Here is a 1,112-nt window from a genome sequence, read left to right on the forward strand (position 1 = left end):
TGTACTGCCCAGGCAGGTTGGTCAACCTGGTGATGGGCGGAATCTTGCCGATCGCGGAGTGTTGCCGATGGTGATTGTAGGTATGCAACCAGGTGGGCAGGGCTGAGCGGCGGGTTGCCTCGTTGGGGTAGTGACGAGCGAATGCCCATTCACCAGCCATGGTGCGGTGGAAGCGCTCGATTTTCCCGTTGGTTTGGGGCCGGTATGGCCGGGTTCGCTTGTGATTGATCTGTAGTTCGATACACGCCTCGCGCCAGGCATGGGACTTGTAACAGCTGCCGTTGTCGGACAACACTCGTTGCACTGTGACACCACGTACGGCGAACCAATTCACCGCTCGGTGCAGCACTCCGATCGCGGTCTGAGCGGTTTCGTCATCGTGGATCTCGGCGTAGGCGACCCGTGAGTGGTCATCGATCACGGTGTGGACGAACGCGTGGCCGATCTTGGGATCGTGGCCCCTGCTGCGTTTCACTCCCGGAGTGCTGCGGCGGTTCTTGCTGCCCTGTGAGCGGCCCACGAATCGCCATCCCCCGCCGGCGGGGATGTTGCCCAGCTTCTTGACATCGACGTGGATCAGTGAGCCGGGGCGGTCGTGCTCGTAGCGACGAATCAGTTCACCGGTCCGAATATCTACGTGGGACAGTCGATTCAACCGGCAACGCACCAACACTGCGTGGACCGTGGAGGCCGGCATGGACAACCGTGATGCGATCGCCATCGGGGAGAGGCGATGACGCCACCGCAAGTCCACGATGCGACGCACAACCGGTTGCGGGGTGCGGTTGGGGCTGCGGTGCGGGCGGCTGGAGCGGTCGGTCATCCCGGCCTCACCCATCGCGGCGTATCTGCTCGCCCATCGTTTGGCTGTCGGCCAGGACACGTTGAAGTGCTCAGCTGCCCGCACGATTGGCCAGCCCTCGTCAATGATGCGACGCGCGAGCAACAACCGCCCACGAGGGGTCAAAACGGCATTAGCGTGGACCACGAAGGTCTCCTGTTCGTTGCAGTGAAGTGGTAGCAGCTCCACTCCACGGCAGGAGACCTTCACCCATCAACGACTCTTACAGCGTGTCGTCACACTTTCTCAACCAACCTGCCTGGGCAGTACA

1 protein-coding gene is annotated in these 1,112 nt (G+C 62.0%); it reads right to left on the bottom strand.

Translation table 11 applies throughout. From position 1 onward, the window contains the following. A partial coding sequence (locus tag ACJH71_RS22295; protein WP_406760156.1) for an IS481 family transposase occupies nucleotides 1–988 on the bottom strand: 988 nt, incomplete at its 3' end. Between the last annotated feature and the right edge of the window lie 124 nt (nucleotides 989–1,112).

Source organism: Mycobacterium sp. SMC-15 (assembly GCF_045310925.1).
In the GTDB taxonomy this organism is placed as follows: Bacteria; Actinomycetota; Actinomycetes; order Mycobacteriales; family Mycobacteriaceae; genus Mycobacterium.